The 15,117-nt window shown below is 49.1% G+C and carries 20 protein-coding genes; 14 read left to right on the top strand and 6 right to left on the bottom strand.

The window, feature by feature from the left end:
* Window positions 1-183: 183 nt before the first annotated feature.
* The 5 genes from HVZ39_RS03075 to HVZ39_RS03095 all read left to right on the top strand — a co-directional run bounded on the left by HVZ39_RS03075 (window position 184) and on the right by HVZ39_RS03095 (window position 5,137).
* A complete protein-coding gene (locus tag HVZ39_RS03075) occupies window positions 184-1,851 on the top strand; it encodes a propanediol/glycerol family dehydratase large subunit (RefSeq protein ID WP_016154580.1) in 1,668 nt (555 codons plus the stop codon).
* Between the two features lie 11 nt (window positions 1,852-1,862).
* On the top strand, window positions 1,863-2,447 hold the full coding sequence (locus tag HVZ39_RS03080) for a propanediol/glycerol family dehydratase medium subunit (RefSeq protein ID WP_181633214.1): 585 nt from the start codon (window positions 1,863-1,865) through the stop codon (window positions 2,445-2,447).
* Window positions 2,448-2,449: 2 nt separating this feature from the next.
* Entirely contained in the window at window positions 2,450-2,878 is a 429-nt protein-coding gene (locus HVZ39_RS03085) for a diol dehydratase small subunit (RefSeq protein ID WP_016154578.1), read from the top strand.
* A gap of 10 nt (window positions 2,879-2,888) precedes the next feature.
* Complete coding sequence (locus tag HVZ39_RS03090; RefSeq protein WP_181633215.1) at window positions 2,889-4,700, top strand: diol dehydratase reactivase subunit alpha; 1,812 nt, start codon at window positions 2,889-2,891, stop codon at window positions 4,698-4,700.
* A 113-nt stretch (window positions 4,701-4,813) separates the two neighbouring features.
* A complete protein-coding gene (locus tag HVZ39_RS03095) occupies window positions 4,814-5,137 on the top strand; it encodes a DUF1889 family protein (RefSeq protein WP_071524484.1) in 324 nt (107 codons plus the stop codon).
* A 483-nt stretch (window positions 5,138-5,620) separates the two neighbouring features.
* Here HVZ39_RS03095 and HVZ39_RS03100 read toward each other — a convergent pair whose 3' ends face one another.
* The 3 genes from HVZ39_RS03100 to HVZ39_RS03110 are packed head-to-tail and all read right to left on the bottom strand — an operon-like array spanning window position 5,621 to window position 6,845.
* Window positions 5,621-5,887: a hypothetical protein gene (locus tag HVZ39_RS03100; protein WP_047499199.1), complete on the bottom strand. Its 267-nt coding sequence runs from the start codon at window positions 5,885-5,887 to the stop codon at window positions 5,621-5,623.
* Window positions 5,887-6,366: a DUF2778 domain-containing protein gene (locus tag HVZ39_RS03105; RefSeq protein WP_181633216.1), complete on the bottom strand. Its 480-nt coding sequence runs from the start codon at window positions 6,364-6,366 to the stop codon at window positions 5,887-5,889. The genes HVZ39_RS03100 and HVZ39_RS03105 overlap by 1 nt, the downstream gene beginning before the upstream one ends.
* Window positions 6,363-6,845 (bottom strand): Hcp family type VI secretion system effector, encoded by a 483-nt coding sequence (locus tag HVZ39_RS03110; protein ID WP_141875681.1) that lies wholly within the window; start codon window positions 6,843-6,845, stop codon window positions 6,363-6,365. The genes HVZ39_RS03105 and HVZ39_RS03110 overlap by 4 nt, the downstream gene beginning before the upstream one ends.
* A 150-nt stretch (window positions 6,846-6,995) precedes the next feature.
* On the opposite strand from HVZ39_RS03110, the gene HVZ39_RS03115 reads away from it, so the two are divergent.
* From HVZ39_RS03115 to HVZ39_RS03125, 4 genes are all read left to right on the top strand, one after another.
* Window positions 6,996-7,226, top strand: coding sequence for a hypothetical protein (locus tag HVZ39_RS03115; RefSeq protein WP_181633217.1), 231 nt, complete (start codon window positions 6,996-6,998; stop codon window positions 7,224-7,226).
* A 233-nt stretch (window positions 7,227-7,459) separates the two neighbouring features.
* Window positions 7,460-7,702, top strand: coding sequence for a hypothetical protein (locus tag HVZ39_RS26390; protein ID WP_220137865.1), 243 nt, complete (start codon window positions 7,460-7,462; stop codon window positions 7,700-7,702).
* A gap of 798 nt (window positions 7,703-8,500) precedes the next feature.
* Window positions 8,501-9,817: a site-specific integrase gene (locus HVZ39_RS03120; protein WP_103468663.1), complete on the top strand. Its 1,317-nt coding sequence runs from the start codon at window positions 8,501-8,503 to the stop codon at window positions 9,815-9,817.
* Between the two features lie 4 nt (window positions 9,818-9,821).
* Complete coding sequence (locus HVZ39_RS03125) at window positions 9,822-10,436, top strand: Fic family protein (protein ID WP_181633218.1); 615 nt, start codon at window positions 9,822-9,824, stop codon at window positions 10,434-10,436.
* On the opposite strand, the gene HVZ39_RS03130 is transcribed toward HVZ39_RS03125, so the two are convergent.
* Window positions 10,433-10,591: a hypothetical protein gene (locus HVZ39_RS03130; protein WP_102016203.1), complete on the bottom strand. Its 159-nt coding sequence runs from the start codon at window positions 10,589-10,591 to the stop codon at window positions 10,433-10,435. The two genes, HVZ39_RS03125 and HVZ39_RS03130, sit on opposite strands and share 4 nt — an antisense overlap.
* 233 nt (window positions 10,592-10,824) lie before the next feature.
* Here HVZ39_RS03130 and HVZ39_RS03135 point away from each other — a divergent pair, with 233 nt between their 5' ends.
* The 5 genes from HVZ39_RS03135 (at window position 10,825) to HVZ39_RS03150 (ending at window position 13,998) form a co-directional block, all read left to right on the top strand.
* Window positions 10,825-11,898: a hypothetical protein gene (locus tag HVZ39_RS03135; RefSeq protein ID WP_049015582.1), complete on the top strand. Its 1,074-nt coding sequence runs from the start codon at window positions 10,825-10,827 to the stop codon at window positions 11,896-11,898.
* Between the two features lie 106 nt (window positions 11,899-12,004).
* Window positions 12,005-12,241, top strand: a complete 237-nt coding sequence (locus tag HVZ39_RS03140; RefSeq protein WP_048218657.1) for an AlpA family phage regulatory protein — start codon at window positions 12,005-12,007, stop codon at window positions 12,239-12,241.
* A gap of 356 nt (window positions 12,242-12,597) precedes the next feature.
* Window positions 12,598-13,578: an IS5-like element ISKpn26 family transposase gene (locus HVZ39_RS03145; protein WP_000019450.1), complete on the top strand. Its 981-nt coding sequence runs from the start codon at window positions 12,598-12,600 to the stop codon at window positions 13,576-13,578.
* Window positions 13,560-13,742 (top strand): hypothetical protein, encoded by a 183-nt coding sequence (locus HVZ39_RS26810; RefSeq protein ID WP_346011478.1) that lies wholly within the window; start codon window positions 13,560-13,562, stop codon window positions 13,740-13,742. The genes HVZ39_RS03145 and HVZ39_RS26810 overlap by 19 nt, the downstream gene beginning before the upstream one ends.
* Window positions 13,678-13,998 (top strand): DUF3987 domain-containing protein, encoded by a 321-nt coding sequence (locus tag HVZ39_RS03150; protein WP_346011484.1) that lies wholly within the window; start codon window positions 13,678-13,680, stop codon window positions 13,996-13,998. The genes HVZ39_RS26810 and HVZ39_RS03150 overlap by 65 nt, the downstream gene beginning before the upstream one ends.
* Here the strand turns inward: HVZ39_RS03150 and HVZ39_RS26815 are convergent.
* Together HVZ39_RS26815 and HVZ39_RS03155 are read right to left on the bottom strand one after the other, a co-directional pair.
* Window positions 13,889-14,149 (bottom strand): hypothetical protein, encoded by a 261-nt coding sequence (locus tag HVZ39_RS26815; protein ID WP_346011479.1) that lies wholly within the window; start codon window positions 14,147-14,149, stop codon window positions 13,889-13,891. The two genes, HVZ39_RS03150 and HVZ39_RS26815, sit on opposite strands and share 110 nt — an antisense overlap.
* Window positions 14,131-15,111 (bottom strand): IS5-like element ISKpn26 family transposase, encoded by a 981-nt coding sequence (locus tag HVZ39_RS03155; RefSeq protein WP_064182680.1) that lies wholly within the window; start codon window positions 15,109-15,111, stop codon window positions 14,131-14,133. Before HVZ39_RS03155 ends, HVZ39_RS26815 begins: the two co-directional genes overlap by 19 nt.
* Between the last annotated feature and the right edge of the window lie 6 nt (window positions 15,112-15,117).

Here is a 15,117-nt window from a genome sequence, read left to right on the forward strand (position 1 = left end):
CGCGTTTCAATATGAAACGATGGTTTTTTATTACGTACCAAATTGGAACGAAATTAATTTTATTTTTTTATTGTCCTGCTCATTTAGAGTTCAGCTATTGCTGATGAAAGGCGAATGCCGGGTGTTGTGTCCCCGGCAATACGGCCCGGCGTCCCTATTTTTTATCTTTTGAGTCCATAAACTATGAGAAGATCAAAACGATTCGAAGTGCTTGCCCAGCGGCCTGTAAATCAGGATGGGCTAATTGGCGAATGGCCTGAAGAGGGGCTGATCGCAATGGAAAGCCCTTACGATCCGGCTTCGTCGGTGAAGGTGGAAAATGGTCGTATTGTTGAGCTGGACGGCAAGAGCCGCGCCGAGTTCGACATGATTGACCGGTTCATTGCCGATTACGCGATTAACGTGCCCGAGGCCGAGCGCGCCATGCAGCTCGACGCGTTGGAGATCGCCAGAATGCTGGTGGATATCCACGTCAGTCGGGAAGAGATCATTGCCATTACGACTGCCATCACCCCGGCGAAAGCGGTGGAGGTGATGGCGCAAATGAACGTGGTGGAGATGATGATGGCGCTGCAAAAAATGCGCGCCAGACGCACCCCCTCCAATCAGTGCCACGTGACCAACCTGAAAGATAACCCGGTACAGATTGCTGCCGACGCTGCTGAAGCGGGGATCCGTGGCTTTTCCGAACAGGAAACAACGGTCGGGATCGCCCGCTATGCGCCGTTTAACGCCCTGGCGCTGCTGGTGGGGTCCCAATGCGGTCGCCCCGGCGTGCTGACGCAATGCTCCGTTGAAGAGGCCACGGAGCTGGAGCTGGGAATGCGCGGGCTAACCAGCTACGCCGAAACGGTGTCGGTATATGGCACGGAGTCGGTGTTTACCGATGGCGATGATACGCCGTGGTCAAAAGCGTTTCTTGCCTCGGCGTATGCTTCTCGTGGTCTGAAGATGCGCTACACCTCCGGCACCGGTTCGGAAGCGCTGATGGGCTATTCCGAAAGTAAATCGATGCTTTATCTGGAGTCGCGTTGCATTTTTATCACCAAAGGCGCGGGCGTACAGGGGTTACAAAACGGCGCGGTCAGCTGTATCGGCATGACCGGCGCTGTGCCGTCGGGGATTCGCGCGGTGCTGGCGGAAAACCTGATTGCCTCGATGCTCGACCTTGAAGTGGCCTCCGCCAATGACCAGACCTTTTCCCACTCCGATATTCGTCGTACTGCCCGCACCCTGATGCAGATGCTGCCGGGCACCGACTTTATCTTCTCCGGCTATAGCGCGGTACCGAACTACGACAACATGTTTGCCGGGTCGAACTTCGACGCTGAAGACTTCGATGATTACAACATTCTGCAACGCGATCTGATGGTTGATGGGGGCCTGCGTCCGGTCACGGAAGAGGAGACAATCGCCATCCGCAATAAGGCCGCGCGCGCCATTCAGGCGGTGTTCCGCGAACTGGGCCTGCCGCTGATTAGCGATGAAGAGGTGGAGGCCGCCACTTACGCTCACGGCAGCAAAGATATGCCCGCGCGCAATGTGGTGGAAGATTTGGCTGCCGTGGAAGAGATGATGAAGCGCAATATCACCGGGCTGGATATCGTCGGCGCGTTGAGTTCCAGCGGCTTCGAAGACATCGCCAGCAATATCCTCAACATGCTGAGGCAGCGTGTTACTGGTGATTACCTGCAAACGTCGGCCATTCTGGATCGTCAGTTCGACGTCGTCAGCGCCGTTAATGACATCAACGACTATCAGGGACCCGGCACCGGCTATCGCATCTCTGCCGAACGTTGGGCGGAAATTAAAAATATTGCGGGCGTGGTTCAGCCCGGCTCGATCGAATAAGGCGGTACACAGTGGAATGCACAACTGAACGTAAGCCGGTTTTCACCTTGCAGGTGATCGAAGGCGAGGCGGCTAAAGCGGACGAACGCGTGGATGAAGTCGTGATAGGCGTCGGCCCGGCCTTTGATAAGTATCAGCACAAAACATTGATTGATATGCCGCACAAAGCGATTTTGAAAGAACTGGTTGCCGGCATTGAAGAAGAGGGCCTGCATGCTCGGGTGGTGAGGATTCTGCGCACCTCGGATGTTTCATTTATGGCGTGGGATGCGGCAAATCTCAGCGGTTCTGGCATCGGGATTGGTATCCAGTCGAAAGGAACCACGGTGATTCATCAGCGCGATCTGCTGCCTCTGAGCAACCTTGAGCTGTTCTCTCAGGCTCCGCTGCTGACGCTGGAAACCTATCGCCAGATTGGTAAAAACGCCGCGCGCTATGCACGTAAAGAGTCGCCTTCGCCAGTGCCAGTGGTTAATGACCAGATGGTACGACCCAAATTTATGGCCAAGGCCGCGCTGTTTCATATCAAAGAAACCAAACACGTGGTGCAGGATGCTGCGCCTGTCACGCTGCATATTGCACTCGTAAGGGAATGACCATGAACGACAACATCATGACCGCGCAGGATTATCCATTAGCAACCCGCTGCCCGGAGAAAATCCAGACTCCTACCGGCAAACCGCTAACCGAGATTACCCTTGAGAATGTGCTGGCGGGCCGCGTAGGTCCGCAGGATGTGCGTATTTCTCAGCAAACCCTGGAGTACCAGGCGCAGATTGCCGAACAGATGCAGCGTCACGCCGTGGCGCGTAATTTCCGTCGTGCGGCGGAGCTTATAGCAATCCCGGATGCCCGTATTCTTGAAATTTACAACGCGCTGCGGCCGTTTCGTTCTTCGTTCGCCGAGCTTCAGGCCATTGCCGATGAACTGGAACATACCTGGCATGCCACGGTGAACGCCGGGTTTGTCCGCGAGTCGGCAGAGGTGTATCAGCAGAGAAACAAGCTGCGTAAAGGCAGCCAGTGACGGAGGTTGTATGCCGTTAATTGCAGGGATTGATATCGGCAACGCCACCACCGAAGTGGCGTTGGCGCAGCATGGCCGGTTTATCGCCAGCGGGATTGTCGCCACGACCGGTATGAAAGGTACACGGGACAATATTGCCGGGGTGGTGGCCTCCCTGCAGCAGGCGCTGAATAACACCCCGTGGTCGCTTCAGGATGTGGCGAAAATCTGCATCAACGAGGCGGCACCGGTGATTGGCGATGTGGCGATGGAAACCATCACTGAAACCATCATTACCGAATCAACAATGATTGGGCATAACCCGCAAACGCCCGGCGGCGTTGGCGTGGGAATGGGAACCACCATCGCCGTGGAGAAGCTGGCGGCGTTGAGCGAAGATCGGTTTGCCCAGGGCTGGATCCCGCTGGTCGGTGAGGAGAGGGATTTCCTCGAGGCGGTTTGGTTTATCAATGAGGCGCTGGATCGCGGGGTCAACGTGGTAGCGGCGATCCTGAAAAAAGATGATGGCGTGCTGGTGAACAATCGTCTGCGTCGAACAATGCCGGTGGTAGATGAAGTTACCCTGCTGGAGAAGGTGCCGGAAGGTGTGCTGGCGGCGGTGGAAGTGGCGGCCCCAGGACAGGTGGTGCGAGTGCTGTCGAATCCTTACGGCATCGCGACCTTCTTTACCCTGACGCCCGAGGAAACGCAAACTATCGTCCCCATCGCCAGGGCGCTAATTGGCAACCGTTCCGCCGTGGTGCTGAAAACCCCGCAGGGTGATGTGTGCTCAAGGGTGATCCCGGCGGGTAAGATCTTTATCCGCGGCGAAAAGCGCGGCGGTGAAGCCGACGTAGCGCAAGGCGCACAGGCCATTATGCAGGCGATGAGCACCTGTGCGCCCGTGTGCGATATTCGTGGTGAAGCAGGTACGCATGCAGGCGGCATGCTGGAGCGGGTTCGTAAAGTGATGGCCTCGCTGACCGGTCACGACATGCACGCGGTGTATATTCAGGATCTGTTGGCGGTGGATACGTTTATTCCGCGCAAGGTGCAGGGCGGTATTGCCGGGGAGTGTTCAATGGAGAACGCCGTTGGCATTGCGGCGATGGTGAAATCCGATCGCTTACAGATGCAGGCCATCGCCAGTGAGCTGAGCGCCCGGTTAAACATCCCGGTTGAAGTCGGCGGCGTGGAGGCCAACATGGCTGTTGCCGGTGCGTTAACAACGCCCGGATGTGCTGCACCGCTGGCGATCCTCGATTTAGGCGCAGGCTCTACCGATGCCGCCATTATCAATAGCGATGGCGTTGTGAAAGCGGTCCATCTGGCTGGCGCGGGGAATATGGTCAGCCTGTTGATTCAAACCGAGCTGGGCTTAAGCGATCCGTTTCTGGCGGAGGAAATTAAAAAATACCCGCTGGCAAAAGTGGAGAGCCTGTTCAGCATTCGCCACGAGAACGGCGCGGTGGAGTTTTTTCGCGAACCGCTCAGTCCGTCAGTGTTTGCCAAAGTCGTTTATCTGAAAAACGGCGAGCTGATCCCCGTAGATAACCAGACCTCGCTGGAAAAAATTCGGTTGGTGCGCCGACAGGCCAAAGAGAAAGTTTTTGTGACCAACTGCCTGCGCGCTTTACGCCAGGTGTCACCCGGGGGCTCTATTCGCGATATGACTTTTGTGGTGCTGGTGGGCGGCTCCTCGCTGGATTTCGAAATCCCGCAGATGATCACCGACGCGCTGGCGCATTACGGCGTGGTTGCCGGACAGGGCAACATCCGTGGTACCGAAGGGCCGCGTAATGCGGTAGCGACCGGGCTGGTTTTGGCCGGGATAGCGAATTAATCGTGCAGAAAACAGCCGCCGCAAGCGTTTAGCTGCGGGGTAAATCAAATAAAGGTGATGTTCTCTTTGATATCCCGGCGGAGTTGGGTACATAGTATAAATGTGTCTCTCACGTGGTTAATTTTAAGGATAAGAGCATGCCAACAGCAATTGAGAAAGCATTGGATTTTATTGGTGGTATGAACACTTCGGCGTCAGTACCCCATTCAATGGATGAAAGTACCGCTAAGGGAATCTTAAAGTATTTGCATGACTTAGGTGTGCCAGCGAGTCCGGAAGCTGTGATGGCACGGGGTGAGCAGGAGGGATGGAATCCCGAGTTCACGAAAAAAGTGGCCGGATGGGCAGAAAAAGTGGCCTCCGGTAACCGCATCCTTATCAAGAACCCAGAGTATTTTTCAACTTATATGCAGGAGCAGCTCAAAGAGCTAGTTTGAGCTGACTATCGAATCAAACTCTAACGGACGTTTCCATCTCTGGATGGCGACGTCCAGAGGGGGTTGCCTTTCGCATGTTCTCGCCTTATCACGTGAAACACTTTCCGCCCCTGCCTGACTTGTTTTTCTTGTTACTCATTTCACATTTCGGTGCAAACAGGTAGAGCGCTATCAGCCAGGTTCAGTTGATTTGGTCTTAGCGAACAAGCTGGACATTATCGACGTGGCTGAAGTGGATGTTAACCACTTAATTTCATGATAAATATAATAAAAATCCAAAAGGTGAACAGGTGGACACTTTTTTATATAAAGTAATTTTTGTGATTTTTTGAGTATGGATTGTGGGGCGTTAAAAGTTACAGGTAATAAAAACGCGCCTAATAACTTCGGCGCGTTTGTGGTGTATTTCCGCTGTGGCCACCTGTCAGGTGGTCATGTTCGAATCACAAGGTAATACGTTGGCAGAGCCTGGACACGTAAACGTCATGTGTTTTCACCCTGTGATTTTTTCCACTTCCTCTGTCTGGCAGCAGCAATAAACCAGATCGCAAACGTAGTGATGGCTATAGCCAGAAAATACAGAATCAGTGAAAACCCGTCATTCCAGTGCGCTTCCTGTATGAATCCATAGTTTTCCTCATACCACGCCATAAACGCTTCATCAGGGATGAAGTAACAAAGCAGGGTGTAAACCACTGTCAGGGCGAGCAGTTCAGAAAGCCATAAAAAAACATGTGTGGCCGGTTTCATCAGTACACCTGTATTGTGCCGAACGCTTTTAATTGAGCCGTAACCATAACTGATGGTGTGCTTAATAAAGCCTCAAGTAAGATCGCGTAATCTGCATGGCTGGGTAGCGTAATGCAGCCATCACTAATGCCCGATTTACCCGCGGGATGTAAACGGAAGTTACCCCGCTCAACACCGTCTATGAATGAGATATCATCAATTTGGCTATCCTGGCGATAAAGCGCAAACCATAGATCGCGATCTGAGCCGCTCTCTAAGCCGTGCACCATATCCCGCCAGCGGGAGTGAAGCCCGCCTCTTTGGCGCGTCACGATGTAGTAAAGACCGGGCGGCAATGGCCCTTTTTTTACTACTGTAATCGAAGCAGGGTTATTCCTGTGTGTTCCTGCATTTCCTGAGTACGCCGGGAAAAAAACCACGCCCGGGCAACTTAATGTTGATAGCTGTCCGCCATTAAGATGGAAGGTGCACCGGATCATCTTTCATTCCACGCATCAGAAAACTGAATGTTGCCATCACAGTATTTCCAGGTAATCCGCTCATACCGCATGGCTACGTTTTCAAGATGATTATGTTTTTCGGTCGCCGGGTTTTTGATATCGAGCATATGCGGCGCGGAGCTGACGATCTTCACGGTCTCAAGCAACATGTTGAAGTATTCAACTTCTTGCCCGGCGTCGTTAATTCTGTACCATTTAAATTCTGCGCTTTTAAGTGTCTGCCCGGTGGCAATAGCCTTGTAAAGATACGGGCTGGAAGAATCGAACTCTTTTTGAAAGTTAAGGGGGGCATGTTGCCTGGTGCCGGTGAGTTTTCCGGTTCTGCTGTCTGTCGGAATATGCAGACCATGACCAAAAGATAGAATCTCTATGCTTCCCTCTCTATCCTGGACATCAACTGAACCTTTGATATCCGCGCCGCCGTCGTCTTTTAAAAATAAATATGCAGGAATAGCCATTACATAAACGCCTTTTAGTTAATGAGGTGACTAAATCCTATAACCTAAGCCGCTAGCATGTCCAAAATAATGTTATTGTAAGCTGGTAAATAACATATATGTGAATGTGTTATTTGGATTTATATAAAAAATAAATGAAAGGAAAGTATAATGGAGAATATTGAAATCGAGAAACATAAAAAAATTAATAAATGCGATAAATTGGAATTAAAAACACTGGAAGAATATAAGTGGTCTTTAAATTCTGAAGCATTTTTCTTTGTCGATCATCATGGATTTTTATGTGGTTCACTTTCTGGTGAGATGCTGGCCGCCAATCGGGAACAGCTCAATGTAATGATAGAATATTTGAATGGATTGCGCACCGAGATAAACCGATGAAATCATTCAGGGTAATGTAAATTATTTGTTCGATATTGTTTGTTATCTATCGGATATTGATTATCTACATTTTCGGTTATTTTAATAATTATTAACCTGTTTTATTAATTAACGTGGCACTCAGACGTGAGCCGCCACTGATCGCCCGGTTTCCTTTTCCGCTCCTGCGGTTTTCCTTCTCCCGGCGGCGGGTAATCTTCAATTTTTCGGAAGTGGCCCAACGACGCAGACGTGTGTTTGTTGTCGCAAGTGCTCGAGATGATTTCTATCCCGCAGCGGTACTTTTTGAGTTCGACGGCGTGCGCCGGGATATTGCGCCGGGTACTGAGCAAAATATTTTGTCGACGTTACCCGGAGCAGGTAAGTTAAGACGGCACGGAGAAAAGAAAGACGATGCCAAAGATAAACAAACTGCGAATTCGCAAAAAAAAACTACGCAAAACTGCGCAAAAAAACTGCGAATTCGGAGTCGGTAAAACGCGAAAAACTCATCGACGCATACCGTCTGGCGGGTGCAAATGCAAAGGGTTTGCGGCGTTTGTGACCGCCAGCCAGCCCCTAAGAATTCCTAAGGTTTTACGAGCCATTAGCTTGCGCCGGGGCAAGCCAGAAGTTAAGAAATGTTAAGGTTCAAAGAGCCATTCTCATGCTTAGAAATGCCAGGGTTACACGGGCCATTCGCTGGCAGCGTGACAAACATCAGAAACGCTATTCATCAGATTGCGCAGTGAAAAACTGGGTACGCAAGGTACGCAAAAAGACGTGCGTACCTGCTAAGCTGTAAGCCGTGCCAGCCTTTTTTATATGATGCGGGCGGGCTTATGCGTGGAGTTCGTCCACCAGCTTCACACATCGTCAATGTATGCAAATGTTAACGTTTTGCGAATGGCACTAAGCAAGAAATGCTGTAGATATGGTGGGCGGTCATAAAATAACCATAAATCACCATGGTTACCTTTCTGGAATATCCCCGGCATATCCCCGGAAAAAACAAAAGGGCCGACGATTACTCGCCAGCCCTTGCTGTGTTTGGTGGCCCCTGCTGGACTTGAACCAGCGACCAAGCGATTATGAGTCATAAAATTGGCATGTTTCTAATCGTTCGCTATTGACGCTTATTGTATTTTTAATTGTCTATAATCAATCAGTTATGATGTTGTTTTTGTTTCTGATTGGTTGTCTCGTCTCCCCATTGTACTATCGTTACCTGACCCATTACCTGACCCAAAATGGGCATCGGGTCAGGTAACGCTTATCCTTAGAAAGGTAACCTCATGGCCGCTAATCTTACTGAGACTGCTATACGTGGATTGAAGACAAAAAGCACGGCGTACTACGTGTGGAGCAACAGTGCTCAACGTGGTACTGGCAGGCTTGGCGTTAAGGTTCAGCCTTCAGGCAGCAAAGTTTTTTATTTCCGTTATTACGTTGAGAAAGGTAAGAAAGAGAAGTTCATCCAGTTGGGCATCTGGCCTGAGATGAAACTGGTGACGGCCAATGAGCTGGCGAAAAAGTATGGTGCCTGGCTTGTTGAAGGAAAAGAGCCCCAGCAAGAGCTTGAGCAACAGCGCCTGGCCGAACAGCACATTATGCAGTTGCATCGTTCTCAGGGATCGTTTGAAGAACTGGTGCATGGTTACGTCAATAAGATGAAGCTCGACAACAAGCGGACATGGGCTGATGTATTGAAGCGCATGGAAAGAGAGTGCTATACGGTTATTCCTCGCGAAACCAAAGCGAAGGATGTAACACCTCTGCAGATCAAGACCATTCTCTCAGGTATTATCCAGCGTGATGCTGTAGTCCATGCGAACCGAATTCGTTCCTACCTTATGGCGGCATTTAACTACGGTCTGAAGGCCGATAACGATCCGATGAATACCAGCGTGGGCATTACGTTCGGGCTTGAAGTTAATCCGGTATCGGCCATACCGAAACAGTCCTCGGCAGAAAAAGTGGGTGATACATGGTTAACGCTGGAAGAGCTTCGTTTTGTCATGGAGCAGTTCGCTCAGGCCACCAACGTTGGGCCGCTGATGCAGTACCTAATCCGCTTCTGTGTTTATGCTGGCGGGCAGCGCCCGTTCGAAATGATAGCCAGCCAGTGGAGCGCGATTGATTGGCAGCAAAAGACGTTGCTGGTCATTGCCGATGTATCGAAAAACAAGCGTGAGCATTTGATCCCGCTGACTGAATCGGCACTACAGGAATTAGCCTCAGTGAAAGAGCTGACGAAGGAAAGCAGCAGTCCCTTTATTTTCCCATTATCTACAAACAGTGAGCGCCCGGTACGTACCGATAGTTTGGCGCGTTCCATTATGTATTTTCGGGCTTTTAATCCTGAGTTTAAAGTTTTCACGGCGCGAGATTTACGTCGCACCTGTAAAACGTTGATGGGGGAGGCGGGGATCAGCAAAGAGATCCGCGACCGTATCCAGAATCACGCTTTGAACGACGTTAGCTCGAAACACTATGATCGTTATGATTACCTTACTGAAAAGCGCAGGGCGCTTGAGATCTGGGAAGATCGGATTAACAACTATCAACGACAGCAGGAAAACAACGTTGTGAACTTGTTTGGGCGGAGGTGAGAGCTTGGCAAAATATGAGCTTAATTCAGCAGAAGAGCGCTATCAGCCGGGCTCTGGTGATTTGGTGCTATCTAATAAACTGGGGATCATTGATGAAGAGGAAATGGAGGCGCTGGAATCGGGCCTACTGCTGATGCTGTATGAGCAGCTATTTATTGAGGGCCAGCCGCCTGAAGCGCTGGCTTTTGAGCACATCAGCAGGTGGCATCGCCACTGGCTAGGGAATGTGTACGAGTGGGCGGGAAGGCTGCGTAATGCCAACTTGACTAAGGATGGCTTTCAGTTTGCTGCTGCCGACAGGATTCCGCTTCTTCTTGATGGTTTCGAGAAGCAGTTTCTCTCTAGGTCTGGTGAACTGAAATCTCTGGCTCGTCCGGATCTGGTCAATTATCTGGCTGAATGCCACGTGGAGTTTATTTTGATCCACCCATTCAGAGAAGGTAACGGGCGTCTGTCGAGACTGCTTTGTGATGTGCTGTCGGTTCTGGCAGGGAAGGGCTTACTTGATTACAGCCTGTGGGATGTGCACAAGGCGTTTTACTTTAAGGCAATACAGGCAGGTGTATCAGGGAACTACAGCCCTATGAAGCAACTAGTGAGCGACATCTTGCCAGATTAACGGGCGAGGCCAACGGCTTTCGCCTGTGCCTGATTTTGTTTGAGTTGCTGCTCAATTTTTTGCACAGAAACACCGGTTTCTATTGCGGTTGAGCTGGCAACAGAACGATAGATTTGAGTTTTAGTGATCTGGCTGTGTACTGTTTTTTTTGTCATTTTGAAGCCCTCGTTTTGCTGCACTGATTCTAGTTCGGAAGGGAACTGCCCGCAAGGCTGTTATCAGTTAGGAGAAAGTTGTGAATACCGGCACTACTCGTAGAGTAGTACCGTGCTTCTCTTAGCTTGAAATGATGAAAATTCTGTCCTTTCGTTAAATATTTTTTAAATTTATCGCTCCATTTTGATACAATGCCTTGTAAAATATAAGGTTAATGTATTGGTGGTGATAAATGCAAAACAATTCCAATTCCAATTCCAATTCCAATTTTTTCGATGCTACTGATCTTTTTAAAATTCCTGAGCAGCTGAATATCCCTGATGGTTTATGTAGTGCTGGTGACTTCTCTAAAAAATTTCATGTGAGACTGGAGGATATCATTTCCACATGGCTGGACAATAAAATTAACTTGTATGTTAATCTTCGTTCAGAATACTGTCGAATCAATCGTTATGCTAATAAAGAAGAACACCGCTACGATACTTTTGACATCAGTGTTGGTAGAGACTTCTATCAACATGAAAAAAGCCCACAGGCTGCCACAAGGAGTTTCATACCTTGCGCTCAATCTGAAATAAAAGAGGATACAAATTTCAATAGGAGTAGTTTTTATAAATATGTTTACAATGGATATGCTAGTGGCTTTTGGCGACTGCAGCCTACCAACACCACTCACTTGGTAAAAGATAATTACAATCTTAAAAATGCTAATGAATTGTGGGATGAAATTCCAGAAGAGGTTAAAGTTTTTGGTCGGGATGATAAGGATTATTTAATTTTTGATAAAAATATCTTTGTCTCTCATGAATGCTTGTATATTGATAACTTTGGGTGCCAAGAATTATCCCGGTTTTTTACAATTAAAGAAAATGAAATTCATGAAGTGGAAGGTTACTATATACAAAGCTTTATTGTTTTAATGTTGCTTAAAATAAGTTTTTCAGAAAAAGATGGTAAAATTAATCGTTTAAACGCAGCTGATATATTGAATGTGGTGAGGGATGACTGTCATATATCCTTAAAGGATGTTAGCGATAAAAGTATATCTAGATGGGTTAACGACTCTTTAATAGAAGAGGGACAGTTATCTTTAGCTGTTGAGGATGGTCGCCTTTCTACAGTAAAGGATAATGTTATATATTTGCTTATTAAATACGGTCATGCAAATAGTACATCAAAAGAATTGGCTAATTTATTGAGCAAGGAGGGGGACGGCTATCAATTACAGCAGAGAATTACATCGTCGCAATTAGTGAACTATATTGATGCTCTTGTTCTCAAGTATGCATCACTTCATTTTAAATAAATATCTCAATAAGGTTCTCAATAGACATTAGCTTAATGGGGACCCATCTTCTTTAAATTTTGATTTGAATCGTACAAACTGCCTCTGTCGAAACGAAGGAGGCAGTATGAGTACAACATCTAACATTCCAACACCTGAACAACGGCAGCAAATTCTGCATGTCTACGGTGAGAAAGGTGACCGTCTGGTGCGGGAAAAAGAGCGCCAGTATATCACTTCGATTTCTCGCTCGACAGCCTGGAAGCTCGAAAAGGCTGGCAAGTTTCCCCAACGTAAATCACTTGGGGCGAAGTCGTGTGGCTGGTTGCTTAGTGATCTTTTGTACTGGATAAATGAAAGATAGTCATCAAAAATTTATTAGAACAACATTAATTATTTCTAAAAGTGAGGCACGATGAATGTATGTCTAAGATAAATAGATCTAAACAAGATCAAGAGCTCTGTCTTGAATTTCAGATACTACCTACTTTTGTGCAACGGTTAATAAGCTACATACATTACAAAACAGGAGCTCGCGCTGAACTTATTTTAATCGTATTACTTGGGGTAATGGCATTTTCCTGCCAGGATAAATTTGATGTTCAGATTAAAAACGGGAGAACATTTACATCACTTTATCTCCTTTTATTAGGGAAGGTGCGAACAAGTTCCTGATATGAGATCATCATATTCATCCGGAGCGCATCCCAGAGGGACATCATGAGCCATCAACTCACCTTCGCCGATAGTGAATTCAGCACTAAGCGCCGTCAGACCCGAAAAGAGATTTTCCTCTCCCGCATGGAGCAGATTCTGCCATGGCAGAATATGACCGCTGTCATCGAGCCGTTTTATCCCAAGGCGGGCAATGGCCGACGGCCCTATCCGCTGGAGACCATGCTGCGTATTCACTGCATGCAGCATTGGTACAACCTGAGCGACGGTGCCATGGAAGATGCCCTGTACGAAATCGCCTCCATGCGCCTGTTTGCCCGATTATCCCTGGATAGCGCCCTGCCGGATCGCACCACCATCATGAATTTCCGCCACCTGCTCGAGCAGCATCAACTGGCCCGTCAATTGTTCAAGACCATCAATCGCTGGCTGGCCGAAGCAGGCGTCATGATGACCCAAGGCACTTTGGTGGATGCCACCATCATTGAGGCACCCAGCTCTACCAAGAACAAAGAGCAGCAACGCGATCCGGAGATGCATCAGACCAAGAAAGGCAATCAGTGGCACTTTGGCATGAAGGCCCACATTGGTGTCGATGCCAAGAGTGGCCTGACCCACAGCCTAGTCACCACCGCGGCCAACGAGCATGACCTCAATCAGCTGGGTAATCTGCTTCATGGAGAGGAGCAATTTGTCTCAGCCGATGCCGGCTACCAAGGAGCGCCACAGCGCGAGGAGCTGGCCGAGGTGGATGTGGACTGGCTGATCGCCGAGCGTCCCGGCAGGGTAAAAACCTTGAAGCAGCATCCGCGCAAGAACAAAACGGCCATCAACATCGAATACATGAAAGCCAGCATCCGTGCCAGGGTGGAGCACCCGTTTCGCATCATCAAGCGGCAGTTCGGCTTCGTGAAAGCCAGATACAAGGGGCTGCTGAAAAACGATAACCAACTGGCGATGTTATTCACCCTGGCCAACCTGTTTCGGGTGGACCAAATGATACGTCAGTGGGAGAGATCTCAGTAAAAACCGGAAATAACGCCAGAAATGGTGGAAAAAATAGCCTAAATAGGCTGATTCGATGTGTTTGCGGGAAAAAAATCGGCCCAGATCCGCGAAATTTTAATCAGCGAGTCAGCTTGGGAAGAAATGACCTGCTTATTCGCACCTTCCTTAGCACGTTCAGGTAGCAGGAAATCAACAGTATTCAAAGCACTGATGGAAACAATCCATCAAATGGAAAAGGAACTGAAGAATATCTTTCTGGAAAAGGAAAAATTTTATGAACTGAAAAAAATATCTTGGGATACGGAATTAAAAGAACTTAAAAAGCAATTTAGCAAAGCTGTTCGCCAGAAGGTTGATGTAGCTGAAACACGCGAAGCACTGGAGGAATGTCAGAAAAGTGGACCGGTAGCACCCGTAAGAAAGGGAAGGTGCGAATAAGCAGGTCATTTCTTCCCAAGCTGACTCGCTGATTAAAATTTCGCGGATCTGGGCCGATTTTTTTCCCGCAAACACATCGAATCAGCCTATTTAGGCTATTTTTTCCACCATTTCTGGCGTTATTTCCGGTTTTTACTGAGATCTCTCCCACTGACGTATCATTTGGTCCACCCGAAACAGGTTGGCCAGGGTGAATAACATCGCCAGTTGGTTATCGTTTTTCAGCAGCCCCTTGTATCTGGCTTTCACGAAGCCGAACTGCCGCTTGATGATGCGAAACGGGTGCTCCACCCTGGCACGGATGCTGGCTTTCATGTATTCGATGTTGATGGCCGTTTTGTTCTTGCGCGGATGCTGCTTCAAGGTTTTTACCCTGCCGGGACGCTCGGCGATCAGCCAGTCCACATCCACCTCGGCCAGCTCCTCGCGCTGTGGCGCTCCTTGGTAGCCGGCATCGGCTGAGACAAATTGCTCCTCTCCATGAAGCAGATTACCCAGCTGATTGAGGTCATGCTCGTTGGCCGCGGTGGTGACTAGGCTGTGGGTCAGGCCACTCTTGGCATCGACACCAATGTGGGCCTTCATGCCAAAGTGCCACTGATTGCCTTTCTTGGTCTGATGCATCTCCGGATCGCGTTGCTGCTCTTTGTTCTTGGTAGAGCTGGGTGCCTCAATGATGGTGGCATCCACCAAAGTGCCTTGGGTCATCATGACGCCTGCTTCGGCCAGCCAGCGATTGATGGTCTTGAACAATTGACGGGCCAGTTGATGCTGCTCGAGCAGGTGGCGGAAATTCATGATGGTGGTGCGATCCGGCAGGGCGCTATCCAGGGATAATCGGGCAAACAGGCGCATGGAGGCGATTTCGTACAGGGCATCTTCCATGGCACCGTCGCTCAGGTTGTACCAATGCTGCATGCAGTGAATACGCAGCATGGTCTCCAGCGGATAGGGCCGTCGGCCATTGCCCGCCTTGGGGTAAAACGGCTCGATGACTTCCACCATGTTTTGCCATGGCAGAATCTGCTCCATGCGGGAGAGGAAAATCTCTTTTCGGGTCTGACGGCGCTTAGTGCTGAATTCACTATCGGCGAAGGTGAGTTGATGGCTCATGATGTC

The organism is Citrobacter sp. RHB35-C21, assembly GCF_013816515.1.
In the GTDB taxonomy this organism is placed as follows: Bacteria; Pseudomonadota; Gammaproteobacteria; order Enterobacterales; family Enterobacteriaceae; genus Citrobacter; species Citrobacter braakii.

Bases quoted from the DNA above. Each gene is read 5' to 3' on its own strand.
- HVZ39_RS03135 (WP_049015582.1), top strand. From the start codon at position 10,825: ATGCAAAACAATTCCAATTCCAATTCCAATTCCAATTTTTTCGATGCT.
- HVZ39_RS03100 (WP_047499199.1), bottom strand. From the start codon at position 5,887: ATGAAACCGGCCACACATGTTTTTTTATGGCTTTCTGAACTGCTCGCC.
- HVZ39_RS03110 (WP_141875681.1), bottom strand. From the start codon at position 6,845: ATGGCTATTCCTGCATATTTATTTTTAAAAGACGACGGCGGCGCGGAT.
- HVZ39_RS03145 (WP_000019450.1), top strand. From the start codon at position 12,598: ATGAGCCATCAACTCACCTTCGCCGATAGTGAATTCAGCACTAAGCGC.
- HVZ39_RS03085 (WP_016154578.1), top strand. From the start codon at position 2,450: ATGAACGACAACATCATGACCGCGCAGGATTATCCATTAGCAACCCGC.
- HVZ39_RS03140 (WP_048218657.1), top strand. From the start codon at position 12,005: ATGAGTACAACATCTAACATTCCAACACCTGAACAACGGCAGCAAATT.
- HVZ39_RS03090 (WP_181633215.1), top strand. From the start codon at position 2,889: ATGCCGTTAATTGCAGGGATTGATATCGGCAACGCCACCACCGAAGTG.
- HVZ39_RS03155 (WP_064182680.1), bottom strand. From the start codon at position 15,111: ATGAGCCATCAACTCACCTTCGCCGATAGTGAATTCAGCACTAAGCGC.
- HVZ39_RS03120 (WP_103468663.1), top strand. From the start codon at position 8,501: ATGGCCGCTAATCTTACTGAGACTGCTATACGTGGATTGAAGACAAAA.
- HVZ39_RS03130 (WP_102016203.1), bottom strand. From the start codon at position 10,591: ATGACAAAAAAAACAGTACACAGCCAGATCACTAAAACTCAAATCTAT.
- HVZ39_RS03105 (WP_181633216.1), bottom strand. From the start codon at position 6,366: ATGATCCGGTGCACCTTCCATCTTAATGGCGGACAGCTATCAACATTA.
- HVZ39_RS03075 (WP_016154580.1), top strand. From the start codon at position 184: ATGAGAAGATCAAAACGATTCGAAGTGCTTGCCCAGCGGCCTGTAAAT.
- HVZ39_RS03115 (WP_181633217.1), top strand. From the start codon at position 6,996: ATGGAGAATATTGAAATCGAGAAACATAAAAAAATTAATAAATGCGAT.